The 24265-nt window shown below is 41.9% G+C and carries 18 protein-coding genes; 7 read left to right on the forward strand and 11 right to left on the reverse strand.

Features of this window, described 5'->3' with window-relative positions; translation table 11 throughout:
- Window positions 1-55: 55 nt before the first annotated feature.
- The 3 genes from AC5JMF_RS24660 to AC5JMF_RS24670 all read right to left on the reverse strand — a co-directional run bounded on the left by AC5JMF_RS24660 (window position 56) and on the right by AC5JMF_RS24670 (window position 2946).
- Complete coding sequence (locus AC5JMF_RS24660; RefSeq protein WP_495798339.1) at window positions 56-1177, reverse strand: aliphatic sulfonate ABC transporter substrate-binding protein; 1122 nt, start codon at window positions 1175-1177, stop codon at window positions 56-58.
- Window positions 1178-1281: 104 nt separating this feature from the next.
- The gene (locus AC5JMF_RS24665) at window positions 1282-2469 is read right to left on the reverse strand and encodes an acyl-CoA dehydrogenase family protein (protein WP_495798340.1); all 1188 of its coding nucleotides are present in this window, start codon (window positions 2467-2469) and stop codon (window positions 1282-1284) included.
- Between the two features lie 243 nt (window positions 2470-2712).
- Window positions 2713-2946: a hypothetical protein gene (locus AC5JMF_RS24670; protein ID WP_495798341.1), complete on the reverse strand. Its 234-nt coding sequence runs from the start codon at window positions 2944-2946 to the stop codon at window positions 2713-2715.
- A gap of 753 nt (window positions 2947-3699) precedes the next feature.
- On the opposite strand from AC5JMF_RS24670, the gene AC5JMF_RS24675 reads away from it, so the two are divergent.
- A complete protein-coding gene (locus AC5JMF_RS24675; protein ID WP_495798342.1) occupies window positions 3700-4098 on the forward strand; it encodes a four-helix bundle copper-binding protein in 399 nt (132 codons plus the stop codon).
- A 188-nt stretch (window positions 4099-4286) separates the two neighbouring features.
- Entirely contained in the window at window positions 4287-4682 is a 396-nt protein-coding gene (locus AC5JMF_RS24680) for a hypothetical protein (protein WP_495798343.1), read from the forward strand.
- A gap of 45 nt (window positions 4683-4727) precedes the next feature.
- Here AC5JMF_RS24680 and AC5JMF_RS24685 read toward each other — a convergent pair whose 3' ends face one another.
- Both AC5JMF_RS24685 and AC5JMF_RS24690 read right to left on the reverse strand, forming a co-directional pair.
- On the reverse strand, window positions 4728-6848 hold the full coding sequence (locus tag AC5JMF_RS24685; RefSeq protein WP_495798344.1) for a beta strand repeat-containing protein: 2121 nt from the start codon (window positions 6846-6848) through the stop codon (window positions 4728-4730).
- A 343-nt stretch (window positions 6849-7191) separates the two neighbouring features.
- Window positions 7192-7542 carry a hypothetical protein gene (locus AC5JMF_RS24690; protein WP_495798345.1) on the reverse strand — a complete coding sequence of 117 codons (351 nt, stop codon included), beginning with the start codon at window positions 7540-7542 and terminating at the stop codon, window positions 7192-7194.
- A 368-nt stretch (window positions 7543-7910) separates the two neighbouring features.
- Here AC5JMF_RS24690 and AC5JMF_RS24695 point away from each other — a divergent pair, with 368 nt between their 5' ends.
- Window positions 7911-8855 (forward strand): zinc-binding dehydrogenase, encoded by a 945-nt coding sequence (locus AC5JMF_RS24695; RefSeq protein ID WP_495798346.1) that lies wholly within the window; start codon window positions 7911-7913, stop codon window positions 8853-8855.
- Between the two features lie 71 nt (window positions 8856-8926).
- Here AC5JMF_RS24695 and AC5JMF_RS24700 read toward each other — a convergent pair whose 3' ends face one another.
- The 6 genes from AC5JMF_RS24700 to AC5JMF_RS24725 all read right to left on the reverse strand — a co-directional run bounded on the left by AC5JMF_RS24700 (window position 8927) and on the right by AC5JMF_RS24725 (window position 16485).
- A complete protein-coding gene (locus AC5JMF_RS24700; RefSeq protein WP_495798347.1) occupies window positions 8927-9397 on the reverse strand; it encodes a phosphate-starvation-inducible PsiE family protein in 471 nt (156 codons plus the stop codon).
- A 267-nt stretch (window positions 9398-9664) separates the two neighbouring features.
- Window positions 9665-11683 carry an NAD-binding protein gene (locus tag AC5JMF_RS24705; protein ID WP_495798348.1) on the reverse strand — a complete coding sequence of 673 codons (2019 nt, stop codon included), beginning with the start codon at window positions 11681-11683 and terminating at the stop codon, window positions 9665-9667.
- A 25-nt stretch (window positions 11684-11708) separates the two neighbouring features.
- Window positions 11709-13040 carry a pentapeptide repeat-containing protein gene (locus tag AC5JMF_RS24710; protein ID WP_495798349.1) on the reverse strand — a complete coding sequence of 444 codons (1332 nt, stop codon included), beginning with the start codon at window positions 13038-13040 and terminating at the stop codon, window positions 11709-11711.
- Window positions 13041-13060: 20 nt separating this feature from the next.
- Window positions 13061-14152 (reverse strand): calcium/proton exchanger, encoded by a 1092-nt coding sequence (cax, locus tag AC5JMF_RS24715; RefSeq protein WP_495798350.1) that lies wholly within the window; start codon window positions 14150-14152, stop codon window positions 13061-13063.
- Between the two features lie 172 nt (window positions 14153-14324).
- The gene (locus tag AC5JMF_RS24720) at window positions 14325-15380 is read right to left on the reverse strand and encodes a PstS family phosphate ABC transporter substrate-binding protein (RefSeq protein ID WP_495798351.1); all 1056 of its coding nucleotides are present in this window, start codon (window positions 15378-15380) and stop codon (window positions 14325-14327) included.
- Between the two features lie 16 nt (window positions 15381-15396).
- Window positions 15397-16485, reverse strand: a complete 1089-nt coding sequence (locus AC5JMF_RS24725; RefSeq protein ID WP_495798352.1) for a Na/Pi cotransporter family protein — start codon at window positions 16483-16485, stop codon at window positions 15397-15399.
- 482 nt (window positions 16486-16967) lie between these two features.
- Here AC5JMF_RS24725 and AC5JMF_RS24730 point away from each other — a divergent pair, with 482 nt between their 5' ends.
- From AC5JMF_RS24730 to AC5JMF_RS24745, 4 genes are all read left to right on the forward strand, one after another.
- A complete protein-coding gene (locus AC5JMF_RS24730; RefSeq protein WP_495798353.1) occupies window positions 16968-18254 on the forward strand; it encodes an FAD-binding oxidoreductase in 1287 nt (428 codons plus the stop codon).
- 45 nt (window positions 18255-18299) lie between these two features.
- On the forward strand, window positions 18300-19661 hold the full coding sequence (locus AC5JMF_RS24735; RefSeq protein WP_495798354.1) for a (Fe-S)-binding protein: 1362 nt from the start codon (window positions 18300-18302) through the stop codon (window positions 19659-19661).
- A gap of 123 nt (window positions 19662-19784) precedes the next feature.
- Window positions 19785-21089: a P-loop NTPase fold protein gene (locus AC5JMF_RS24740; RefSeq protein ID WP_495798355.1), complete on the forward strand. Its 1305-nt coding sequence runs from the start codon at window positions 19785-19787 to the stop codon at window positions 21087-21089.
- Between the two features lie 172 nt (window positions 21090-21261).
- Window positions 21262-24265 (forward strand): nSTAND1 domain-containing NTPase (locus AC5JMF_RS24745; protein ID WP_495798356.1); only part of this gene is annotated, 3004 nt, incomplete at its 3' end.

The following is a 24265-nucleotide window of genomic DNA, read 5'->3' on the forward strand; positions in this document are numbered from 1 at the left end:
CAAAATAGAAGACATAAAAATCTAAGAAATTACTTGTACTGACACACCTTAATAACTACTTTTTAGCAAGTACTTCTTGAGGAGTAATTTCAGTGTATTGTTCAGGAGTCAAAAAGCCGTCTCTGACATTTACCTTTTTGGGTATGAGTTTTAAACTATACCATTTATCTGCAACTTCTTGTTGTTTGCTAATAATTTTTTCTGTGATTGCTACTAGAAAAAAATCATATTTTTCATGCATACTTTCCAAAGTAACTGCGTCGAGTTGAGTAGTTTGAGCAAGTAATTTTGCAATTTTTTTGGGATTATTATTAGCCCAATTTTGTGCTTTATTCAGTTCTTCCAAAAATATTTTGATCACTTCTGGATTTTCCTCATAGAACTTGCGGGTAGTGGAATAATAGTTGTTAGTATCTCGCAAACCATTACCGCCATCTGTTAGCACACGACCAACTTTATTTTGAACATTTCTAGTAACAAAAGGTTCCCAGATAAACCAAGCATCAACTTTACCCTGACTAAATGCCACGTTTGCGTCGGGAGGTGGGAGAGCAACTGATTCTACATCAGTAAGTTTCAGCCCTTCTCTTTCTAATGCTCTTAGTAGTAAATAATGACCAATAGATGCTTTTTGAAAAGCAACTTTTTTCCCTATTAAATCCTTAACACTTTTCACAGAAGAGTTGAACGGAACTAACAGCGATACTGCTCTCCCATCAGAGGAATTAGCTGCTAAATAAACAAGAGGCGTTCCGGCTGCTTGGGAAAAAATAGCAGGTGATTCGGCTGTAGAGGCAATATTTAGTCCACCAGCATTCAGCGCTTCTAGCTGTTGCGGCCCGGCAGCAAATTCCGGCCATTCTACTTTATAACCTAGAGGTTCTAAGCGTTTTTCGAGAATACGTTTTTGTTCCAAAACTGCTAAAGCAGTAAGTTGTTTAGAACGTACAATTCTGACTAATTTATTCCCATTATTACCAGTTGTCTTAACTGTACTAGATGTAGCGGCTTGTGGCTGAGTATTGCTTGGCGATTGACTACAACTAAACAGCGTAGTAGACAGTACTAAACCATAACCAAGAGCAAATAATGCAGAACGACGAGTAATATTTTGATGTTTCCCAAAAGCAAACTTAAAAGACCGACGCTTAAATTTAAATGCTCTCTCACTATCCATAACTCATCTCTGTGCGCCTCTGCGTGAAATAAACAAATAAGGAAATAAGGTGGGTTTTCCACCTTACATAACTGATGAGAGGTCTATGTGGCGGAAACTTTGGCTTAAGAATATTGCGTTACCGGAGGTAATTCTTCATTAAGCAACCAATTACCGATATCGCGCAACTTATAATCTACAGGGTCATGAAGAGTGAAAGTACGCAAATCTCGCCAGTACCGGTCAAAGCCGTACTTATTAGCTGTAGAACGAGTTCCCATAACTTCAAAAATACTATTGGTGATATCCAAACCAACCCTAGTAGCAAAAGCTTTCGCAGCGAAAACTGCAATTGCTACCTCTCCTCTTTCCTCAACAGTCAGGTTAACTTCTTTCTCCCATGCCTGTTGCACTTGGGTAGCAACTTTTTCAGCTAAACTAACTGCTGCTTGCAATTGTGTCCATAACTTCCCATAATGATGCAGAATGTAAGGATCTTGGGTCGCACTATCTACACCCGACGTAATCCAAGGTTTAGTCTGAGTAATAGTGTATTGTTTAGCAGTTGCTAATGCTCCTTCGGCAATTCCCAAATAAATGTAGGTTTTTGTCAGTTGGGCTATGATTCCCAGAAATGTACTAAAAGCACCATCAGGAGGATGAGAATATCCCAAAATTTCATCTTTTTTCACCAAAACATCGCGGAAGGTGAATGTATCGCTATCTGTGCGTCGTTGCCCTATATTATCCCAATCTTGGTTAGAAACAACGCCAGCTCTATCTTTAGGAATGACGAACAGTAACGGCAGTTCTACCCCATCTTGAACAGCACTAAAGACGCGCAAGTCTGCAATAGCAACGCCTGTGCCAAAACTTTTCACCCCACTAACCCGAAAATGTTCTCCGTTGGGAGTTATTTTGAGTCTGGTATCTCTGGTGTTGATGGCATTGGCCCAAAATAAATTCTTCTCGGTGGTTTCCCGATAATATCTCTGTTTTTGCTCTGGTGTTCCAGAAACATGAGCTAAAGCTGTTAAATTTAGGTGGTTGCCATACAACTGTCCAATAGAACCATCTACTTTTGAGAGTTCCTGGACAATTTTTAAAGCTTCTGTCCAAGTCGCACCAGTACCACCATATTCTTTTGGTACAACCAAAGGTAGCAAGCCAGTTTCTCGTAGGCGTTGGATTTCTAAGTCTGGAAGCCCTGCTTTGATATCTCTTTCTACTGCGGTGGCAGCTAGTTCTGTTGACAGGGAGGTAGCAATTTTAATCCAGTCTTGTGACTCTTTTTTAACTAAGAGTTGTACCATTAACCGTTGTTCTCCTTGTGGTGAATATGGATGAGGAAAGGGGAATTGGAGGATTAGAAAAACATGGTGACAGTTAGGAGCAGTGTTAACACGTACAGGTATGGTTTCCCCAATTCCCAGTATTTAATTGTTGGTGTTGCTGAATGTATAAATATTTCACGCACAGATGCAGAGGAGGGCACTTGTGTGCGGGGGTTTCCCCCGTTGAGCAAAGTGTTTGTCGCCCAGAGAGTTGTTGAGGTTTTATGCAACTTCTGAGGTGAGGGCATATTTATAGAGGCGATCGCGTTCCTGTTTACCCATGACTCGTTGTAAAATTTTCTCGACAGTCTGGGCAAATTCTGCATCTCCTCTGGGACGAGGACGTGGCAAGTTAATCTCTACATTCATGCCAATTTTACCGTTTTCAATTTTGGTGCCAAATGATTTTGTTAACTCTTCGAGCTGCAAATGCATTCCCCGCAATTGTGAACCCATACCAAAACCTCCCTTGTTGACCCTGTATTAAGCAATTATTCTTTTGTGGTAAGTTTGCTAAAAGGTCAATAACACCTCTAAATTCAGGCTATTTACCTTTATGCCCCACCAAATTTGAGTAATCCCAAAACTCCACCAGATAAGTATTTACAAGGTCATTATTGCAAACTACTGCAAGTCGGTAGGAATAAAGTAGATTGTATATAGTACTTTTGCATAGTTAATTAGAAAACGCAAGTATTTTTTGTAAAGAAATGTAAGGGATTGGGGATTGGGGATTAGTCCTAATTGTCATGAAATCTTGATATTTATTGATAATAAGAATATATACTCATGGCATTTTTTGAAGTTATAGACTTATCAATGAGCCAAATACCTAGAAGCCTTATTAGATAAAAGTTTCACAAGTTTTAGACTCGGAACTAAAAGTAGTCCCGTTGATTAATCGCTTTCCGATTAGGAAGTCAAAAGTGTAGGTAAGCAGATAGCTAAAATCTTGATATCTGATAGATAGTTAACTTAGTATAAGTAATTGTCCGTAAACAACAAAATCTTTTTAATCCTTGATTGACAAAGTTTTTAACTACTGCAAATTGGTGAAAATATCTAGAAGCAGCTTAATTTACATTAAGTAGATCGATTTAGTGACCTTGTAAATATAGGAATTATCAAAACTCTTGATTTCTCTAAAATAAGGCTTTACCTTGCAAATAAGCCATACATTAAGATAACGAAAGCAGGGGGGCTACTCCAATGATGACAACCGAATCCATACTCGCCGAAATGCAAGCTTGCAAACAAATCTGCATCGAATGCCAAACCACTTGCATTGACACCCTCAAATACTGCAAAGGTCAAGGTGGCAAATACATAGATATGGCTATGCTGTCTATGACCCGTGACTGTGCAGAAATGTGCATGATGTGTGTCAACATGATTGATGACGGTTCCGAGTTTATGGGTAATGCTTGTAGTCTGTGCGCTGAAATTTGCGATCGCACCGCTATGGCTTGTGAGCAGATGAGTAATGATGCCACGATGATGTTTTGTGCCGCTGTTTGCCGCAAGTGTGCTGAATCTTGCAAAGCGATGGGACTAAATTCTGCTTGCTATTTCCGCAGAACTAGTTTAGTTACAGAAGATACCCTGTAGTAGGGAACTGAGTCCATTCGTGTTGTTGGTCTTGAGGGGTAATTGTAAATTCCTTGGATCAACAAAGATTCGCATACATTAGACTTATTGCAAAAATACTTGAACCGTCAGAGACTCAAGTCTCTGCCTAATAGCAAAAGTCCGTTGAAACGGACTAAAAATACTGTTATTAGTCGGTTGAAACCGACTTGAGTTATCAGCCAGAAAATTTATTTTCTGGCGAGTATCCGACTTTTGCAAGAGGTCGGTCTATTGAGCATCACAGCGCTGTCCGTGACTTCTACGACAAAGACGAACTGCGCCGTATCTACTACCCAGAAGCTGAGCAGCTTTTACAAGAAGTCATATCAAGTTCGGGTAATTACTTATTATTAAAATTTCTCCCTGTCCCCGCGTCCCCGCGTCCCCGCGTCAGCCCTAACGATAAGTCTTCAGACAAACATGATATCACAGGTGCATTCAAGGTGGTAGTATTCAATCACACCCTCCGTAACGCCCAACAGTCACAGCAAAGTAATGGTGCCAAAGAGCCAGTAAAGCGCGTACACAACGACTTTACCGCCAAATCTGGTTATACGCGTTAATTCTCTCCCTGCTCCCTACTCCCTTCCCTTGCTTCTTTATTGAGGTTAAAATACAAAATTGGTAGCGTCTTTTAACTGTGTGACAGATACCTTGTTGAAGTCAATAAATTTAACTGCACGACCACGACCGAAAGAACCATCTGGGTCAATTGAGAGTATTGTACTGTTTCCCTTGGTTTCAAAACGCAAGTAACCATTTGCGATCGCAGTTTGATAGTTGAGAAAACCCAAGCCAAGATTACTAAAAAGTTTCTGCAGCACAATTACATCGGTACCTGTCTTAAAGTCAGTGATAGTATCTCCGGCATCTCGGATACTTGTGTAAACAAACGCATCTGCACTTGCCCCGCCCGTAAGAATATCTCTTCCTTGGAAACCAGTAATGATGTCATTATTGGCAGTACCTTTGATAAAATCACGACCAGGTGTGCCATTAATGACAATAACATCGACTGCGGTTTCATAAGCACCGATATCAACTCTACCACCAACGACGCGAGCAAAGCCAAGACCACGCCCATCAAAGGGGACTGGTTCTGTAATGTTGCCGTTGTTATTCAAGTCTGCTGTATCTGCTGGGATATCTGCATTCTTCCCGGCATTAATTGCGGGACTACCAACGACAAGGGCATGAGTCCTAGATGAGCCACCGTTATCTCGCAAAGCGGTATCTAGTACGTCGGTAATGGGAACATTCAGTTGTTCGCTAGCATTGAAACCTGTACTACCATTGAGAGTGCCAATTAGGTTAAAGCCATTACTGACAAAACTACCAAACACATCGTTGTTGACAGGATCAGTATCAGGATCTTTTATGTTGCCAGCAATAATGCTGTTATTTACCACAGCAGTTCCAGAGATAGTGTTGGTTCCAGAGGTAGTATCGTAGATCTCTTCATCAGGATTGGATGGATTAGTGTTGTAGATACCTTCACCGGAGTTGAAAGCGATCGTACTGTTATTTACAGTTAAGTTATTAGTGTTGTAAATACCACCGCCTCGTGCGGCTCCATTACTGCTAATGGTACTGTTATTTAATGTCAGAGTGCCGGAGTTATTGATACCACCGCCATTTTCGCCACCATTATTGTTAATAGTACTGTTGGCGATCGTTGCAGTACCAGAGTTATTGATGCCGCTGTTTGTTGTAATGTTGTTACTAATAGTACTGGTGGTTACTGAGAGAATTCCAGAGTTGAAGATGCCAGCTGAAGAAAAGCTAAAATCGTTATCGCTAATGCTACTGTTGATGATTGCTATGGTGCCAGAGTTATTGATGTAGCCTGCTCCTCCTTGTCCTAAATCGTTACCGCTGATAGTGCTGTCAGCGATTGTGAAGTTGCCTTCATTTACTATGGTGCCGAATGACGCCCTCCCCCCAGAATTGTCACTAACGGTACTATTGCTGAGTGTTGCAGTACCAACGTTAAGTATAACGTTGCTTCCACCAAAATAACCATCAGCATTATTGTTAATGAAAGTACTGTTTCTAAAAGTGATAGTACCAACATTTAGTATAATTTGGTATGAAGTATTACTATTGAAAGTACTTTCATCAATAGTTGCAACTCCAGTATTAAAGATGCCACCACCAAAGCCTGCGGTGTTTCCGCTGAAGGTGCTTTTATTCACAGTCAAAGTACCGCTATTGTAGATACCACCACCTTCAACAATTTCAAACGCTGCACTATTGTCACTAATAATACTGTTGTTCACAGTCAAGATACCGCTATTAAAGATGCCAGCACCTTGACCTTGTGATACGTTACCACTGACGATACTGTTATTCAATGTGAGAGTGCCATTGTTAAAAATGCCACTAGCGCCATCGATACTTACATAGTATCCTTTGGTGATAGTTAACCCAACAATCTCCACAGTCGTATCACTACTAATCTCAAACACGCGTGAACCACTCTCACTACCATCCAAATCTTGTGAGTAGTTCCCACTTACGGATATTAAGGAAGCATCTGTACCTTGAATATCCACGTCATCTGTAATCTGTAAACTACTACTCAGGGTAATAGTCCGAGCGATGTTGTCAGCAAATACCCCATCAAAATTGATGATGTCCCCTCCTGTGAGGGTATTGGCATCTGATATTGCTTGCCGCAGTGAACCGATACCACTGTCGTTGGTGTTAGTAACGCTAAATGTGGCCATTAATGGTGTGACTCCAATTTTTTAAGCAAATAAACCCATGAGATTGTGATCTGGCTCATATTCGATTTCTTTTCTGAGCCAAGCCAAAAACAGTCCTCTAACACAAACAACATAGTGAGTGCTACAAACTTTCAACGAAACAGTATTTAGATTAGATGGTATATTAAGTTACATAATTTATGGTAAATTTTATAACAAAAGATTGAATTGCACAATCTCCCTTTCGGCAGTTGACACATAGCAAATAAAAGCGTCTTAATAGTTTATTAACCACTCAATAACCGTAAGTAACCTTGGCTATAGTGCTGCGATCGCTTCGTCAATATGTTTAAAGCAGATATCTTTAGTGAGACTTTTTACCCAACGAAACACTACCTAAAAAGCTAGATAGAGTAAACAGCGTCCATCCCAAGCACATATGTTTTCTTGTCTGCCATTCGTAGTGCTTGGTGTCTACCACCGATTGCGTATTTGCTTCAAAAATCTCTAATCCCCAACACCCTAGCGCCCCAATTCCGAGTACACTAGTGCTGACAAAAGAAGCGATCGCAATTGTTTTGAGGATACGGTCTGACAGAGACTGTTGTATCACCAGCCGTTTCAGTGCGCGGCGATTACGGATAGTAGCTAATTCATCTATATCTACATGGTGAATTTGAGTTGTATGAGGAGTGAATTGTTTGTTGTTCACCATAGTTTTTACCTTTATAGACTCATGGCACTTATATAATTGGTCACATAGTAAACCCCTAACAAAACTAGTACCACGTTCTCTAGAGAGGGAAATGAGCTTTCTTTGGTAGTAGATCTGAGGTAATTTGTTTTCAGTGATCTAAGTACTTAATGCTTAATTATACCCTATAGTTAAAACTAGAGGATTGAAATAAGGACGTATGCTTTAAAAAATTTAAAAGACAGCTAATCATGGGAAAATTTTACAACCACTATTCCCCGACGCCACTTTCTACAACGCGGGATACCCACGCAACGCAGTGGTTCCCTACTCCCTATCTTCAAGACAAACTAAATTAATCTATAAGTACCTAATTCAGTTTTTCCAATATGAGTACAATACGTGCTGTCGTTGTTGACCCTAATGTATCAGGGCGTTTAGCATTGCGTGATGTCAAAGCACCTACCCCTGCTGCTAATGAAGCCGTGATTCAAGTAGCAGCAATTTCCCTCAACCGAGGAGAAGTCAGACGCTCTAGCATCGCCGAAGCAGGCTGGCGTCCGGGTTGGGACTTGGCGGGTGTCGTAGAGACTCCGGCGGCTGATGGTTCAGGGCCTAGTGTCGGGAAACGGGTTGTTGGGTTACTCCGTTCTGGTGCTTGGGGAGAATTGGTATCAGTCTCAACTCACTCATTAGCAGAATTACCACCGTCAGTTTCCTTTGCTCAAGCTGCCACATTACCTGTAGCAGGTTTAACCGCTTATCATGTCTTACTCAAAGGTGGTTCACTTTTAGGTCGCTCAGTATTAATCACGGGTGCATCTGGTGGTGTAGGTCACTTTGCGATTCAATTAGCGCGTCTCAGTGGTGCAAAAGTAGTGGCACACATCCGCCGTGCAGAATACGAATCTTTCGTGAAAGATGCTGGCGCTCATTCTGTAGTCATTGGCGAAGATTTATCTTCTGCAAACCAGTATGGCCCCTACCATTTGATTGTCGAGTCTGTAGGAGGAAACATCCTGGGAACAGCTCTCGGTTTATTAGCAGAAGATGGGACGGTTGTTTTATTTGGCACCTCAGCCGGAAATGAGGTGACATTCAATGCTCAAAGCTTTTATGGAACTGGTGGTACCAGTTTGTATGGTTTGATTTTGTTCCACGAGCTGAGAAAAGAATCAGCAGCAGTAGGACTACAACGGCTTTTAGGCTTAGTAGCAGCAGACCAATTACATCCTCCTATTGAAATTGAAACTGACTGGACACAAATAGCTGAAATTGCACAGAAACTATTAGATAGAAGTTATCTGGGCAAGGCAGTATTACATGTTAAATAATTCGTAATTCGTAATTCGTAATTCGTAATTCGTAATTAAATAAATAATTGTGTCCACCTACTTACAAGCTGTTAATGAGGTGGATATTTGGCATTTGTGCGTCGCACCAACCAATAGCAAATTGAAAGAGCAATAATAGCGGCAGCAAGTGCCAAGAGTTCTGTGTCGGAAATTTTTTCAAAATCAAGAATAATAATCTTGCGGGCTACAGCAATCAAAGAGGTAATGATTACCATCTCAATTTGAATAATATGATTGCTGAGATAGGAAGTAATATTTTGGGTAATTTCTAAAGCAATTAAGACATTTAAAAATAGCCCAAAGATTTTTAATATACTCGTAGAAAAGCGTCCCATTGGGGGGGAAATTAACTCTTTGCTCAAGACAATGCCCAAATCTATAATGGTGAATAAAATAACTATAACCATCACCAGCGAAAGAATTTTAGCAAAGAAATCTTCTATATCATCAAGAAAAACTAAGAAATTCTTGTTCTTACGCTTATCGATTAAATAACTCAATAAATGTCTTAAAAATCGCATTGTATTGTATCCCAAATTATGAAAGTATAGTAGTCCGCTTTGATTTTTTAACTGATTTGCGTTGACAGGGAGTAGGGAGTAGGGAGTAGGGAGTAGGAAGTAGGGGAAAAGGCTTTTTGGTACGTACTGATTTTTTTCAACAATCAAACAAGATTCCTATATATATTGTCTAAGCCTGCCTCACAAGTATTGAAGTGTCTCTGAATTACGAACTTGTACTGAGCGAACTTGTGCTGAGCGTAGTCGAAGCAGTCGAAGTATTACGAATTACGAATTACGAATTACCAAATGGGCTTGAGTTTGAATTTTGCTGAGTTCTCGCACAAGTCGCAGTGCTTGATGTTTATAGAGGGGAATGGGTAAAAGGGCTGGTAAATGGTTCATGACTTCGGTTGCTGTACTCATGCTACAGCCGACAATGCGGGTAATGGCTCTTGCGCCTTCAAATACAGCGCTTTTCGTTGCCGCAGCATCAATATGTACCTGCCAATCTCTAGGTAGTTTTTCTTGGCGATCAATTTGATGCAAACTGTTTACAGTTGCCAAAACAATTAAGCGATCGCCTACATTTAACTTGATATCATCGGAGGGCAATAGTAAGCGATTCGTTTGGGTGCAATCTTGATAGAGAATTGGCACTATTCCATAACCGTGAGCGACTTCAGCCAACAGTAAACCTTGTAGACCGTCCTCTGGTTGCACCTCGTATTCTGCCACTAGCACCGTTCGCTCATGAAGTTGCAACAAGTCAAGAATATGATCTCCAAATACCGCAGCTGCAAATGCTTCAGCGGCTAGAGAATAACTGCACAACACTTTCGCATAGGGTAAGAGGCGAGCGAGATTATTGCTAAAGTCTGGCTCAAACGTTTGAATTACGAGTGTGGCATCAGGATTAGCAGCGTGAACCATCAAGCCAATTTCTAAATTGGCCATTTCATTGTCAGTTGCGATCATCACACTTCTAGCAGTGGTCAGATTGACATCTGACAAAGCATCCCGAAATTCACCAACAATCAGCGGCATTTCTGGCAGAATGTTTGGCTCTAAGGCAGTGTTGCTCACTCCTACCAAGGGTTGTTTTAGCTCTTGTAAGTATCTAACGACTTGGCGACCGACGCGAGCTAATCCAATCAAAACTACATGGTCTTGCTGGGGAAGAGGGGGACGTTTATTAGGTAACTCGAATTTTGCTGCTAATAGGCTTTCGGTGAGCAAAGCATACAACACAGCAACTGAAGCAGTGCCTGCCAACATGTAACTCAAATTAAAGAACCGCATCCAAATAGGTGTGGTATCCGAGGAACTGAGGGCACCAAAGACAATATCGTAGGAGCCAAGCAACATCACACCAGTCACATACAAAGCCTTCAGCCAACTCTCTTGTGGATGGGCTGTTTTGAGAACGGTTGTACCAAACACAATCAGCATTAGCACCGTAATACCAACTAAGATGCCAGCTCGCTTGGTTTGCTGCCGAGTTACGAATTGTTGCAACTGGGATGGAAATTGGCGCAAATCAAAATCTGATAGTTGCTGATGTAGGTGTTGCCAGATCTGTTTAATTGTTTTCTTTGGCTTACCGACAACAGGTGTTTGAGCCAGATAATCTAAGTTCTGGGTGACTTCAATGTAGGTGACGCTATCTCCGGCACGAATTCTCGCATCTGGTTCCCACTGATGAAACTGTGTTGGTGGGGCTGTTGCACGAGGATAATAACTCAGCACTCGACGGTTACGATTGTTTAATTCTTGCACAAGGCGGCGATCGCACCAACGATGGGCCGAGTCAATTGGGCATTGCACAATCCGCAGTAACTGCTCACCTAGCGTAATCAGTCCTTGAGTTTCATTTGAGAGAGCCGCAATTGCCAAAGCGGGTGCTGGTAAATCGCTCATCTCAAATGCCGCAAAATTTCCCAACTGCTCATCTAACAGTTGATTGAGTTTCTGTTCAGCAGAGCGAACTACAAGACGGACATGAGGATTGAGTAACCGAACCGCGAAGGCAGTTTCAATATTAATTCGTTCATTATTGGTGACTATAAGTACTGCTCGATACTGTTGAATCTGCGCCTCCTGCAATACATGCGGTTGGCGACAGTCACCAATAAAAAAATTTTCTAATAAATCTGGTAAGTTTTTGACTTCCCAGCTTTGTGGCTGGCTAATATCAATGCCGCTGACTTGACCCCCAAATTTTTTGAGAGCTGCAACACAGTACTGTCCCAAACTTCCCAAACCACAAACTAGGAAGTGAGATACTCCGTTTACGAATGTTTCCACTTCAGTTCCATAATGTTAGTGATTATCAAGTATGTTTATTAGGAATGTTTTCACAACCACCGGGAATCGTCGCCCGAGTTTTGGAACCACCCCAAGCACAACAGTAGTAATGCTGTTCGGCTGACAATCCTCTGACCTCTGTTAGGTCTGCATCTTCAATCACAGCACCTGTATATGCCCCAGTTTGCAAGTTGGGGCGAGTCGTGCGGCTGCGAGGACTGGCATTTTCTAGAGTGCCGTAAAACAACCTGGCTCCGTCGAGTTTTGCTTTGCGGAGGTTTGCCTGACATAAAATAGTCCCAGATAAATTGGTTTGCGTTAAATCGCTGCCGCACAGGTTAGCTGCCAAAAAACTGGCATCGCTTAAATCTACTCCGCGCAGATCAGTGTTAGACAGGTCTGTCTCTGCTAACATCATTTTTAGATTGATGACTCGAATCCCCTCCTCTCGGTCTTCTTCAAAGCCCCCTAAGCCGTCCAATATGGCACGACCCAAATGGCGATCGCGTCGTAAGGGACTCAGCAAATTTGAGTGAGACAAAAATCGCAGAATCTTGGCCTTGCCGTGCCGATCAACACTACCCAAAAGTGCTGCTGTTCGCCCTTCAGCGATCGCTCGCTCTTGGGGCCAGTCCTCAAGCAATCCTTGTTCATCAACAACCAAATCTGAAATTCCCTGAAAGTAGGTATCGATCGTCTGCTGTTGAGTAATTAGATTTTGCTGGGTGGTCAGCTCTTTTTCAATTTTGTATTGTCTCCAAGCAACCCAGAGCGCAATCATCGCAATTAAAATCTGACCAAAGGCACCCACAATACCCTCTCCAATCGCCCCGATCGCATCCCAGTTGGCTTGTTGGTATATCCTGACAAAGGACTGGAGAACTCCGGTCAAATGCAGATAACCTAGCAACACTAGGAAAAAGCCCAACACGGCAGCCAGTTGCAGAGATAGCTCTTGACTCACCACAAAAATTAGTGTTTTCAGCAAGGAAGGCCACAACACCCATAGGGCCATGAAAAAAGTTACGATCATGCCAGCTACAATTAGCCAACGATGATCCAGGATCATCCCCAAAATTAAAATCCCGGAAGATGCCAACAAGATGAGCAAGTTTTTTGGCAGTGACTTGAGAACTCCCAAAGCTAAAGTAGCATTGGGCTGACTGGCGGGTGAGGCATCCTGCGATAACAGCCATTGTGATTGTGCAGATTCGGTCAGTCTGCGCTGATGTGCTGGATGAAGGTCAGTAATATCACTGAGTTCGGGAATAGTTTTCGATGAATTTGCTGGGGATGCATGAGTATCAGGAGGTGGGGATGGAGAGTCCCATAGATCAAAATCTGAATGTGGTTGCATAGGACTGTTAATGAAACTAACTATGCCGGATTAAAATAGAAAGCAGCTGCGAGAACAGTATAAGTCGCCAGGAGTAAAATACCCTCTAACCAGTTAGAGCGACCGTCTAAACTGATGAGATTGGCAACTGCAACCGCAATAGTCACTGCAACCACCTCAAACAACTCAAAACTCAAATCCATTGGTTGACCGATCGCAACTCCAACTAATACAAGAATAGGAGCAACGAGTAAGGCAACCAGCAAGCTAGAACCCATAGCCACAGATACAGATAAATCCATATTGTTTTTGATGGCAACCCGCACCGCCGTGACATACTCTGCAGCTCCACCTACCAGGGGTAACAGAATTACACCAGTAAATAGGGGCGTGAGTCCCAAGCCGGCTGTCGCTTCTTCCACCGCACCCACAAAAATTTCTGACTCAAAGGCAACTGCGATCGTCGAAATTACTAGGATGCCTAGCCACAACCCAAGATTGGGTTTAGCAACTGGCTCAACTACACCCATGGGGGTTTTTTCCTGTTGTTCCACAATTCCCACTTCATAGAGGTAGCTGTGGGTTTTGAGGGAAAATACCAAGGTGAGGGCGTAAACAACGATTAACACTACAGCAGTTGTAATCGAGATTTTCTCGATTTGGATAGTGCTTACTTTGTTAGAGGAGTAAGTAACAAGCGCAGGCAATACAAGCGCAGTCACTGCTAAAGTCATGGTAGAGCCATTCACCCGTGCTACTACTGGCTGAAACTCTTGCTCTTTATAGCGTAGTCCCCCTAAGAACATAGAAAGCCCCATCACCAGCAGCAAATTACTGATGATGGTGCCGCTGATGCTGGCTTTGACAATATCGATTAAGCCCCCTTTTAAGGCAACTAGAGCAATAATTAATTCTGTGGCGTTGCCAAACACAGCATTCAACAAGCCGCCGATGGAGGGGCCTGTAACGACTGCAATCTCCTCTGTTGCCGTACTTAGCCAAATGGCCAATGGGGCGATCGCGATCGCGGATGTGATGAAAACAGCCAGCGCTCCCCATTCCCAATGCTCGGCGGCAATAGAAATCGGAATGAACACCAGCAAGCCAAGAGAAACAATCGTTTTAGTTGACATTTTGTTCTTAGTTTTATACAAAGTGCTGTACCAATTCGTAATTAAGAAAATCAAATTGAATTGGTATTTTAGATACAGCTATAGTCACATAGGTTAGGATAGTGTTGATTGCTCTAAGCCACTAGGCAACCAAGTTTATCCTCAGCACTTGCTCTGGGCTGCACTTTCTACACTAATTGAGAGCTTCTTGTTTTACACCAATTACAGAACCTTGACCACCAAATTTAGTCCCTGTTTCACCTCTATCTAAGCGACCACTGGCTGCTTTTAAGGCGATGCTCGGTAGCGGTACATCACCCACTTGCAGGATGAGATTAGCATTGTCTGGTGATAGATAGAAATTGCTAAAAGCTTTAACTTCAGGACGTTCTGCGGCCGATTTCTTGACGTAGATAAACACAGGGCGAGCGAGTGGTTGGTAGCGAGAATCTGCGATCGTTTGGGGGCTGGGCTGCACGCAACCGCTACCACTATCAACAGCTACAAGTTTGAGTTTGTCTTGATTTGCTAAGTAGTAGGCATAGCCAAAGTAACCCAATCCATTGGGATTACCCGCAATTCCTTCTACCAAAGCGGTGTCAGTTTTGCTAGGAGCGTAGTCACTGCGACTTTTTCCTTCCTCACCTACAACTGCAAGGGTAAAATAGTCGTAAGTACCAGACTCAGTATCGGGCCCGTAAAGACTTAGAGGTTGATTAGGAAACTCAGAACGAACTTGATTCCAAGTCGTTACCTTGCCTTGAGCGGCTGGCTCCCACATCTTTTTCAATTCGCCTAACTTCAAGCAGCTAGCAAAATTGTTTTGGGAGTTGACTACAACTGCCAAACCGTCAAAGGCTACAGGTAGCTCAACGAACTCCACGTTATTTTGCTTACAAAGCTGCATTTCTTCAGCATTGATGGGGCGAGATGCGCCAGTAATATCGGTTTCATTGGCACAGAATTTTTTGAATCCTCCCCCTGTTCCCGACACTCCTACTGCGAATTGCACACCAGTGTTTGACTTTTGGAATGCTTCTGTCATCACCTTAGTAATCGGAAATACCGTACTAGAGCCATCAATCTTGATTGACCCTGATAATTTTTCCGAAGCACTGATTTCCTCTGCTTTATTCACAGCTTCTGGGAAGGAAACCGTTGTATCGGCATTTTGATTGTTACTGCAAGCCGCCAATCCCAAAGTTACCAATGAGATCGCAAATGCCCAACTTCGAGTTTGAGAAACCATGATCGTTTTGCCTCCTTTAAGCACTTGCACCGACTTGCTCAGATATTTTCTGCTTTTCTTCCTGCCGACGTTTGCGTTCAAGGTCGGCTTGACTATCAGGAACTAGTTTTTCTAACAGGCGAGCGACTATAGGCAAAAAGCCAATTAAAAGCACAACACCCAAGATATTAAACAGCATCTGAGCATTAGCAACTTGCCGTCCTACACCTGCACCACCAGAGATTGCTTGAGCTAGTTGCACGAGTTGAGGTGCAAAAATAATCCCTATAGAGGCACTGATCAAGTTAAATAGAAAGTGAAAAACGCCTGTTCTGAGAGCCGCGCTTCCTCGACCAATGGTAGACAGTAGTGTATCAGCACAGGTACCAACTTCTGCGCCTAACATAATTGCTATCCCCGCAGGCAGAGCAATGATGCCGGAACTTGCCAGGGTAATCACGATCGCCACTGTTGCAGAGGAAGATTGAATAATGATGGTAAAAATAGCTCCGACTACAGCACCTAAGAAAGGATTACTACCCAGAGTTTCCATCCAGTTGATGAAAGGCTCATAGGTGCGGAAGGGCTTCATCGCTTCGTCAATGGCTTCTAGCCCATAAAACATTAAGCCAAACCCCAGGATGATAATGCCGATGGTTTTCTGGCGATCTGTTCTTCCCAGAAATAACAGCAGTAACCCAGCAAACATCAACAAGGGAACATACAGTTTAATGTCGAGAGAGATGATCTGCGCCCCAACTGCGGTACCAATGTTTGACCCCAGTACTACACCCAAGGATTGCACGAAGGTCAGCACGCCAGCACTCACCATGGCAATCACCATGATGATTGTCACTGAAGAAGATTCTAGGAGTGTCGTTGCTACCGCCCCAGTTAGTACACCAGCAAAGCGATTAGTGGTACATTTGCTCAAGAAATTTTTCATGCGCTCTGTCCCCAGGTCTTCTAACCCTTCAGACAGCCGAGTTACACCGAAGATAAATAGCACTAAACCCGCTAATGCACCCATCGTCATTTTGAAGAAGTCAATGACGGCATCTTTTTTGGCGGCTTTGGTGTCGGAACCTCCAGATGCAAAGGCTGCTTGAGTAGTGTCAAATTGCATGATTGCTGATGCATTCTCTGGAGCGATACTCCTTTGGAGTGGCTTCGCCAACGCTTGGATCGCGTTCCTTTCTAAAGGCAGTGAGCTAACTATTGGTAAGCGTCCCAAAAGAGAGGGGTATAAAACTAACGTGATGACGAAGAAAGTAACACTCAAAAATTTGAGAAACTTTCTATTAAGCTTTTTCAAAAAAAACACAGTTACTCCTTGAAATTTCTACGTTTTTCTTGTGAAAATGAGTGTATCAATACCCATACACATTACTGTGCAAGTGTTATGATGATTGCGTCAGCTAAACTTAAGCATGGTATCACTCTAACTTTTACAGGCATTTCTACTACGAATGCTTATACAAAAGAGTTAAAAATTGATTAACTTCAGGTTATAATTTTTTGAAGATAAAAGGGACTGGGGATTGGGGACTGGGGACTGGGAACTAGGTAAAAGCAAAGGAAAAATTACGTTTAGTAAAAAATAAACTGATGAAAGCGATCGCTTCTTGTCTTGCATCTATCATTGGCGAAGAAAATGCAGTTTGTCTGTGGGAAAATCTCGAACCCTCTCAGCAACAACGTATCCAACAGGCGATAGCTTCTGAAAATCCTCCTAGCTGTATCGTCTATCCCCACACTCAAGAACAATTAGCCGCAGTCATCGCCGTTGCTGATAGTCATAACTGGCGCGTCCTCCCTTGCGGTGGTGGTAGTAAACTTAACTGGGGTGGTTTGGCTAAGGGTGTTGATGTGGTGGTTAGTACCGAACGCATCAACCAACTCATAGAACACGCCGTTGGTGATTTGACTGTCACAGTAGAAGCTGGGATGAAGTTCTCGCAACTCCAAGCAATTTTGGCCAAATCACAGCAATTTCTGGCTTTAGACCCCGCTAAGCCAAAGTTAGCAACGATTGGCGGTATTGTCGCTACTGCTGATACAGGTTCTCTGCGACAACGTTATGGTGGTGTACGCGACCAATTACTAGGAATTAGTTTTGTCCGTGCTGATGGCCAAATTGCGAAGGCGGGGGGACGAGTAGTTAAAAATGTGGCTGGCTATGATTTGATGAAGTTGTTTACTGGGTCTTGTGGCACATTAGGAGTAATAAGTCAAGTAACTTTTCGTGTTTACCCGATACAAGCAGCATCAACAATGGTGGTACTGACTGGTGCGGCGGAGGCTGTATCGCAAGCGGCGAATACTTTAAGAGGTTCGGCGTTAACGCCAACACAAGCGGATTTGTTATCGACTCAGTTGGTGTCTGGGTTGGGTTTGGGTAAAGGGTTGGGATTAATTACTCGCTTCCAAAGTATTGTTGAGAGTGTGAAGGAACAATCAAACCGACTTTTAGAGGTGGGGGAAAAGTTGGGTTTGGAGGGGGCAATTTATACGGGTGAGGATGAGGCTGATTTATGGCAGAGATTGCAACAAAGAATGCATTTGGAACCCACAAAGTCTGAAATTACGTGCAAGATAGGAGTGTTACCGACTGCTGCTGTGGAGATTTTAACTCAGGTGGAGGTGGGTTTGATTCATATGAGCAGTGGTTTGGGGTTGTTACATTTTACAAGTAAAGAGCGGGTTTTGGCAGTGCGCGATCGCCTGCAAAAGTATAGTGGTTTTTTGACGATTTTAGATGCACCAGCGGCGGTTAAAAAAGAGGTGGATGTTTGGGGTGATGTTGGGAATGGTTTGTATTTGATGGGCGGGATTAAGCAGCAGTTTGATGGTAAGGGTATTTTGAGTCCTGGGCGTTTTGTGGGTGGGATTTGAGAAACAACCGCCAAGATGCCAACACAGAGGGGAGAAGAGTTGATTATGCAGGTTTCGGAAAGTTTTGTTGATAAGGGTGCAACGGCTAGTTTAAAGAATTTAAAGGGGTTTGATGTTCAGCATCCACCTGATCCTAAGTTAATTGATAGTTGTGTACATTGTGGGTTTTGTCTTTCGACTTGTCCTAGTTATCGGGTGATTGGTAAGGAGATGGATTCTCCTAGAGGACGTATCTATTTAATGGATGCAATTAATGAGGGTGAAATTGCACTGAATACGGCAACGACGGAACATTTTGATTCTTGTTTGGGGTGTTTGGCTTGTGTGACGACTTGCCCTTCTGGTGTGCAGTATGACAAGTTAATTTCTGCAACTCGTCATCAGGTGGAACGAAATTATTCTCGCAGTTTGCCTGATAGATTAGTTCGTAAGTTGATATTTTCGCTGTTTCCATATCCAAAGGTTTTACGAGTATTTTTAGTGCCTTTGTTGGTTTATCAAAGGTTGGGTTTTGATAAGTTGGTTCGGGCTACGGGTTTACTTCAGAAGATATCGCCTCGTTTGGCGGCGATGGAGTCAATTTTACCTGCAATTACTCTCAAATCTTTTCAAGATAATTTACCAACTGTAATTCGCGCCCAGGGGGAAAAGCGTTATCGGGTTGGGGTGATTTTGGGATGTGTGCAACAGCTGTTTTTCTCACCAGTGAATGAGGCAACGGTGAGGGTTTTGACGGCGAATGGTTGTGAGGTTGTAATTCCGAAATCGCAAGGCTGTTGTGCAGCACTTCCTGAACATCAAGGACAAACGGTACAGGCACAGGCTTTAGCTAGGCAAATGATTGATAGTTTTGCCAAGACTGATGTTGATTTTGTGATTATTAATGCTGCTGGTTGTGGTCATACTTTGAAAGAGTATGGTCATATATTAGCAGATGACCCAGAGTATCGAGAAAAGGCTCAGGATTTTGCTGCTAAGGTAAAGGATGCTCAAGAGTTTTTAGCAACTGTGGGGTTAACTACAAAGTTGTCGCCTTTGAGTGATAATTCTTTGAATTTGGTTTATCAGGATGCTTGTCATTTATTGCATGGACAAAAGATTAGTGTGCAACCACGTCAGTTGTTACGGCAAATACCAGGGGTGAAGTTGAGGGAACCAATTGATGCGGCTTTGTGTTGTGGTAGTGCTGGGGTTTATAATATGCTGCAACCAGAGGTGGCTGAGGAATTGGGTAAGCAAAAAGTACAGAATTTGTTGAATACTGGTGCTGATTTGATTGCTTCTGCTAACCCTGGTTGTACTTTGCAAATTACTAAGCATTTAAAGTTGCAAGGTCAAGAAATTTCGGTGATGCATCCAATGGAGTTGTTGGATTATTCAATTCGGGGTGTGAAGTTAGGTTTGTAGGAATTTAGCGTTGCTGATTGAAAATAATATAGATAACAATAAACCAAAGATTCCGAAAGAGCCGCTTTGCCATCTGTATAATCACTGCAATGGGCGTGTTAGGCTGATTTCGGGTAATTGGCGATGAAACTGGATTTAGTCAGGTTTTTCCAGGCTTGCAACCCTAGCAAGACTCTGGTAATCAGCAAAGCAGAGGATAGGCAGTATTATATTGATTTCTCGAAGGTGCGGGGCGGTAAGATTATTGAGGAGCTAGGGCGAACTATTACCCGCCTTTCACCGAATGAACCAACTTGTCAATTATTTACTGGCCATATCGGGTGTGGCAAGTCTACTGAGTTACTGCGGTTAAAGGCAGAGTTGGAACAGCAGGGGTTTCATGTGGTTTATTTCGAGTCCAGCCAAGGGTTGGATATGGCTGATGTTGATGTTACAGATATTTTACTGGCGATCGCCCGCGAAGTCAGTCAAAGTTTAGAAGCAATCAAAATTAATATCAAGCCGGGATACTTTCAAAATCTGTTCACAGAAATTATTGATTTTCTGCAAACCCCAATAGACCTTTCCGCAGAGGCTGAGTTATCTGTAGGTATTGCCAAAATTACGGCTAAAACTAAGGATAGTCCTAAACTCCGCAGTCAGTTACGGCAGTATTTAGAACCACGCACCAACGGCATTTTAGAATCGATTAACAAAGAATTACTCAAACCTGCCAAAGATAAACTCAAGCAGCAAGGTAAAAAAGGACTGGTGGTAATCGTCGATAATCTCGACCGGGTAGATAATTCTTTAAAGCCATCGGGTTATTATCAACCAGAATATCTATTTGTTGAACGCGGTGAACAGTTAAATCAATTAAGTTGTCACGTTGTCTATACAATTCCCTTAGTATTGATTTTTTCCAACGCATTAGGCAGATTAACAAATCGCTTTGGCGTAGACCCCAAGGTTTTGCCTATGGTTCCTGTACAACTACAAGATGGGACTCAATTTACACAGGGAGTCACACTACTGCAACAAATGGTCATGGCTAGGGCCTTTCCCACTGTGAGTTGGGAACAAAGTCGTAATTTAATTACAGAAGTCTTTGATAGTCCTCAAACATTAGAAAGACTGTGCTTAGTTAGCGGTGGTCATTTGCGTAACTTGCTCATGTTATTATTTCGCTGTCTTCAACAAGAAGACCCTCCCATTTCGCAGGAGTGTATAAACAGAGTCATTAAACAACGCCGCAATGAACTAACTTTAGCAATTACCCCCGATGAATGGGAATTACTCAGAGAGGTAGCGCAAGAAAAAAACTTAAGAGGTCATGAAAGATACGAACTTTTGCTCCGCAGCATGTTTGTATTTGAATATCGTGACGAGGATGGTTCCTGGTTTGATATCAACCCAATTTTGGCAGAGGCTAAAGAATTTGGGTTATAACTCATCTTAGTTCGTAGGTTGGGTTGAGGAACGAAACCCAACACCAAGACCTATGTTGGGTTTCACTTCGTTCAACCCAACCTACAGCTACAGCTATTACTTTTCACACCAGATTTTAATTACAAATTACGAACTTGTACTGAGCGAAGTCGAAATATTACGAATTAGTCTTATGAGTAATAACCGCGAACCACCAGAAAACTTAGATGCTGACAGTGAGAGTTCATTAAAAACTCTAGTACGAGCGATCGCTTTTTCTCAAGGACAATTTTCGCTGATATTACTGCGTTGTAATTATATTGCTTTACGTCAACACATTGTACAACGTTTGCATCAAATATCTCCTGTGACAATTCGTGAAATTACTCTCCCTGCATCAGTCAAAACACTTTACACAAATATATCTGAACAACTCGGTGATGAACAACCACCAGCGCTAATGGTTTTTGGTTTAGAGTCAGTAAAAGATATCGATACTGTTTTGACTTCAGCTAACCAAGTTAGAGAAGAGTTTAGAAAAAAATTCCAGTTTCCAATACTGTTGTGGGTGAACGACCAAGTATTTCAAAAACTCATTCGCTTAGCCGCAGATTTGGAAAATTGGGCTACCACTATTGCCTTTCAAAATACTACCAATAATTTAATTAACTTCATGCAACAACAAATAGATACAATCTTTGCTGGTAATATCACTCCAAACCCTCAAACTTGCTGGGAATTAGAAACAGCACGTCAGGATTTGCAAAACCGTGGAGAATTATTAGACTTAGCAATTCAAGCCAGTATAGAATTTGTCATTGGTTTGCACGATTATCTATATGACAGCGTAGATACTGCTTTAGCACATTATCAACAAAGTTTAGATTATTGGCAACAAGTTAATCATTTAGAACGACAAGGCAAACTACTAGTTAATATCGCCTTAGTTCATATCCGAAAAGCTCAAAAAAATCTGCTAGATAATCTAAGCTATTGGCAAGAAGCAAAAAATTATCTTCAGCAAGCCATTGATACTTTTAAACAAGCACAACGCATAGATTTAGTCGCTCAACATATTAGTAAACTAGGTGAAGTTCTACGACAACTAAAAGCTTGGGATGAGTTGCAAAGTCTTGCCCAAGAAGCTTTAACACTACATCAAAATGGTGATAATTCTCTACAAATAGCACAAGATTACGGCTTTTTAGCAGAAGTAGCTTTAGAAAAGTTTCATTGGGATGAAGCAAATCAGCTTGCTCAACAAGCACTGCTAATATTAGCTAGCATATCCAATATACGCTCACATGAGTGTAGCTTATATCGATTGATTATAGCGAAAGCACAACAAGGATTAGGTCAAATTCCAGCAGCAATTAGCAGTTTAGCAGCAGTCAAATCAGAAAGTGATCCTCAATATAATCCACAACTATATATTTCTATTTTAGAGAGATTACGCTTACTCTACTTTGAGCAAAGTCAATATTTAGATGCTTTCAATATTAAGCAAGAGCAACTAAAAATTGAACAGCAATATGGTTTTCGTGCTTTTATTGGTGCATCATATCTCAATCCTCAGCGACAGGTAATTAATTTGGCACAGCTGCAAATCGAAAGTCCTGAAACAATTGCTCAAGAAATTGCTGCTTCTGGGCGTGGGAAGGATGTCAAGCGTTTGCGCGACAAAATTAGCAGTACTGAACATAAATTGATTGTAATTCATGGTCAGTCGGGTGTAGGGAAAAGCTCAATTTTACAGGCAGGTTTAATACCAGCACTACAACAACCTGTAGGCGAACGAGATGCTTTACCTTTATTAATACGAGTTTATACAGATTGGATAAAAGTATTAGGACAGAGTTTAGCAGAGGGTTATGAAGAAGTTAGAGGTAAGAAATTAACTGTCAATCTTGAGTCAACAGCAGCAATTATAGAACAGTTGCGGAAAAATGCTAACCGTAATTTATTAACGGTCTTAATTTTTGATCAATTTGAAGAATTTTTCGTTTATACCGACCAAGGGAAAAGACGACCCTTTTATGAGTTTCTGCGCGTTTGTTTAGACATCCCTTTTGTCAAGGTAATTCTGTCTTTACGAGAAGATTATTTACATTATTTATTAGAGTTAGACCGTTTATTTAATTTAAGCGTTATTAATAATAATATTCTTGATAAAAATATCCGCTATTATTTGGGTAATTTTTCCCCAGATGATGCTAAATCTGTTATCGAGAGTTTGACAGAGAAAACACAGTTTTACTTAGAACCTTTGCTCATTGATGAATTAGTACGGGATTTAGCAGGTGAGTTTGGGGAAGTGCGTCCTATTGAATTACAAGTAGTTGGGACGCAACTGCAAACAGAGAAAATCACAACCTTAGAGAAATATCATCAGGCTGGTACTAAGAAAAAGTTAGTTGAGCGATTTTTAGAAGCAGTTATTAATGATTGTGGTGCAGAAAATGAGCGTGTTGCTCGATTAGTCTTATTTTTACTCACAGATGAAAACGATACTCGTCCTCTCAAAACTCGTGCTGAGTTGGCAGCAGATTTAGTTGCAGAAGTGGAAAAACTTGATTTGGTGTTGGGGATTTTTGTCAAATCAGGACTGGTCTTGTTATTGCGAGAATCTCCAGCCGACAGATATCAATTAGTTCATGATTATTTAGTATCTTTTATTCGTCAACAACAAGGAAGTGAGTTGTTAGCAGAACTTGCAAAGGTACGTGAGCAACAAAAGTTAACTGAAGAGGAACTTAAACGTGTTGAGCAGAAAAATCAAATATTAGCTGATGCTCAACAAGAGGCTGATAAAAAAATTCGCCAAGGGCGGAATAGGTTGATGTTTAGTTCTGTTTTGTCTATAGGTTTATTAGTATTGGCTGGTTCGTTTACTGTAAGTAAGTTTAAAGAAGCAAACCAAGCCAGAAAAAATTTAATTCTGGTTAATAAACAAAAACAGGAGATAGAAAATCAGCTAGCAGAATTAAAGAAAACTTATGAATCAGGTGGTAAGAGTGTAAGTTTCAGCCCAGATGGCAAAACTATCGCCACCGCATCATCTGATGAAACAGCGCGGTTGTGGAACCTCAACGGGAAGCAGCTTGCGGAATTGAAAGGGCATCAAGGCGTTGTTACCAGTGTGAGTTTCAGCCCAGATGGCAAAACTATCGCCACCGCATCATCTGATGAAACAGCGC

It is taken from the genome of Desmonostoc vinosum, assembly GCF_059505385.1.

Excerpts from the sequence above, each read along its gene's own strand:
- AC5JMF_RS24720 (WP_495798351.1), bottom strand. The coding sequence starts at position 15,380 with ATGGTTTCTCAAACTCGAAGTTGGGCATTTGCGATCTCATTGGTAACT.
- AC5JMF_RS24660 (WP_495798339.1), bottom strand. The coding sequence starts at position 1,177 with ATGGATAGTGAGAGAGCATTTAAATTTAAGCGTCGGTCTTTTAAGTTT.
- AC5JMF_RS24735 (WP_495798354.1), top strand. The coding sequence starts at position 18,300 with ATGCAGGTTTCGGAAAGTTTTGTTGATAAGGGTGCAACGGCTAGTTTA.
- AC5JMF_RS24685 (WP_495798344.1), bottom strand. The coding sequence starts at position 6,848 with ATGGCCACATTTAGCGTTACTAACACCAACGACAGTGGTATCGGTTCA.
- AC5JMF_RS24690 (WP_495798345.1), bottom strand. The coding sequence starts at position 7,542 with ATGGTGAACAACAAACAATTCACTCCTCATACAACTCAAATTCACCAT.
- AC5JMF_RS24675 (WP_495798342.1), top strand. The coding sequence starts at position 3,700 with ATGATGACAACCGAATCCATACTCGCCGAAATGCAAGCTTGCAAACAA.
- AC5JMF_RS24740 (WP_495798355.1), top strand. The coding sequence starts at position 19,785 with ATGAAACTGGATTTAGTCAGGTTTTTCCAGGCTTGCAACCCTAGCAAG.
- AC5JMF_RS24710 (WP_495798349.1), bottom strand. The coding sequence starts at position 13,040 with ATGCAACCACATTCAGATTTTGATCTATGGGACTCTCCATCCCCACCT.
- AC5JMF_RS24695 (WP_495798346.1), top strand. The coding sequence starts at position 7,911 with ATGAGTACAATACGTGCTGTCGTTGTTGACCCTAATGTATCAGGGCGT.
- AC5JMF_RS24700 (WP_495798347.1), bottom strand. The coding sequence starts at position 9,397 with ATGCGATTTTTAAGACATTTATTGAGTTATTTAATCGATAAGCGTAAG.
- AC5JMF_RS24725 (WP_495798352.1), bottom strand. The coding sequence starts at position 16,485 with ATGCAATTTGACACTACTCAAGCAGCCTTTGCATCTGGAGGTTCCGAC.
- AC5JMF_RS24665 (WP_495798340.1), bottom strand. The coding sequence starts at position 2,469 with ATGGTACAACTCTTAGTTAAAAAAGAGTCACAAGACTGGATTAAAATT.
- cax (WP_495798350.1), bottom strand. The coding sequence starts at position 14,152 with ATGTCAACTAAAACGATTGTTTCTCTTGGCTTGCTGGTGTTCATTCCG.
- AC5JMF_RS24670 (WP_495798341.1), bottom strand. The coding sequence starts at position 2,946 with ATGGGTTCACAATTGCGGGGAATGCATTTGCAGCTCGAAGAGTTAACA.
- AC5JMF_RS24730 (WP_495798353.1), top strand. The coding sequence starts at position 16,968 with ATGAAAGCGATCGCTTCTTGTCTTGCATCTATCATTGGCGAAGAAAAT.